This is a genomic window from Streptomyces sp. NPDC002867 (assembly GCF_053591895.1).
On sequence record NZ_JBSFUR010000112.1, the window covers coordinates 1 to 1666 of the forward strand.

General features: G+C 65.5%; 2 protein-coding genes. One reads left to right on the plus strand and one right to left on the minus strand.

All coding sequences use genetic code 11. From position 1 onward, the window contains the following. Positions 1-143: 143 nt before the first annotated feature. Positions 144-908, plus strand: a complete 765-nt coding sequence (locus tag ACWD0A_RS34795; RefSeq protein ID WP_451304703.1) for a transposase — start codon at positions 144-146, stop codon at positions 906-908. A 16-nt stretch (positions 909-924) separates the two neighbouring features. On the opposite strand, the gene ACWD0A_RS34800 is transcribed toward ACWD0A_RS34795, so the two are convergent. Next, positions 925-1353 (minus strand): VOC family protein, encoded by a 429-nt coding sequence (locus ACWD0A_RS34800; protein WP_257536773.1) that lies wholly within the window; start codon positions 1351-1353, stop codon positions 925-927. Between the last annotated feature and the right edge of the window lie 313 nt (positions 1354-1666).

Below are 1666 nucleotides of genomic sequence, written 5' to 3' on the forward strand. Positions count from 1 at the left end.
CAACAAGCGGTCACCCCTCGCGGTCGATGAATGAGCGTGAACACTGGCCAGTTCACGGCCCTCGATGGGCCACCGCCAACCATGCACGAGCTCGTAAGGGTTGTCCCGTAAGTGATCTCGCTGTGTGATGATCTTGGTTGTGCCTGGGTGTGATCACGGCGTCGGTGCCGTCCTGGATAGAGCCGTTCACAGGGCTGAGCCCGCGCACCTTTGGCAAGTTGGTGACGCTGCTGCGCCGCGAGGGTGCGGAGGTTCCTGGCCGGGGCCGGCCGTGGAAGCTGCCGCTCGAGGATCGGGTGCTGCTGGTGGCCGCGTACTGGCGGACCAACCTCACCCTGCGGCAACTGGCCCCGCTGTTCGGGGTGTCGAAGTCGGCCGCCGACCGGGTCATCGACCACCTCGGACCACAGTTGGCCCTGCAGCCGCGCAAGCGGTTCGCCAAGGACGCGGTGCTGATTGTGGACGGCACTCTGGTGCCCACCCGGGACCACACCATCGCCGAGCAGTCGAAGAACTACCGGTACTCGACCAACCACCAGCTGGTCATCGACGCCGATACCCGCATGGTCGTGGTGGTCGGCCGGCCGCTGCCGGGCAACCGCAACGACTGCCGGGCCTGGGCTGAGTCCGGCGCCGAGGCCGTCGCCGGGAAGGCCACCACAATCGCCGACGGCGGCTACGTCGGCACCGGACTGGTCATGCCGCACCGCCGCCGCGCGGACGAGGAACTGCCAGACTGGCAGCAGGCCCACAACAAGAGCCACAAACAGGTCCGCGCCCGTGTCGAGCACGCCTTCGCCCGCATGAAGACCTGGAAGATCCTCCGCGACTGCCGCCTGCGCGGCGACGGCGTCCACACCGCCATGCTCGGCATCGCCCGGCTGCACAACCTCGCCCTCACAGGATGATTCCCGCCCCATACGCTCAGTCGATACAGAACTCGTTGCCCTCGATGTCCAGCATCGGGATGCACGAATCATTGCCGTCATACAGCGTTCGCACGTGTACCGCGCCGAGCGGGACCAGTCGTGCGCATTCGGCCTCAAGTGCGGCGAGGCGCTCTTTTCCCACCAGCCCGGTGCCGACCCGCACATCAAGATGCACCCGGTTCTTGGCGGCCTTCCCCTCGGGGACTCGCTGGAAGTACAGCCGCGGGCCCACACCTGAGGGATCAATGCAGGCGAACCAAGAATCCCGCTGCTCAGGCGGCTGCGAGCGCCTGTAATCATCCCAAGTGGCAAACCCCTCCGGTGGCGGCGGTACGACGTACCCCAACACCTCGCACCAGAAACGAGCGAGACGCTCAGGTTCTGCGCAGTCAAAGGTGACCTGGAACTTCTTGATCGCTGACATCGGTGCACCGTACCAAGGGACTTGGGGTTCTGCCGTTCGCTTCATCCGAGGGTCTGCCCGCAGCCCCATCAGGCGCTGAGCCATCTCGGACATCAAGCGATCAAACCGGACTTGCCCACGAGGACGACGCGACCCTGGCGGCGAAGCCCACCGGGGCCACCAGGATTCAGCCCTGACCAACTGCCCACATGTCAAAGATCAGTTACGGGACAACCCTTAGACAGTGTCCTATGTGGTGCTGGCTCGTTGGGCTCGGCATGGGGCGGGGTACGTGGAGTTGGATTGTTCCGGACGGGCTGTGGGAGATCGCCGA

Bases quoted from the DNA above. Each gene is read 5' to 3' on its own strand.
- ACWD0A_RS34800 (WP_257536773.1), bottom strand. From the start codon at position 1,353: ATGTCAGCGATCAAGAAGTTCCAGGTCACCTTTGACTGCGCAGAACCT.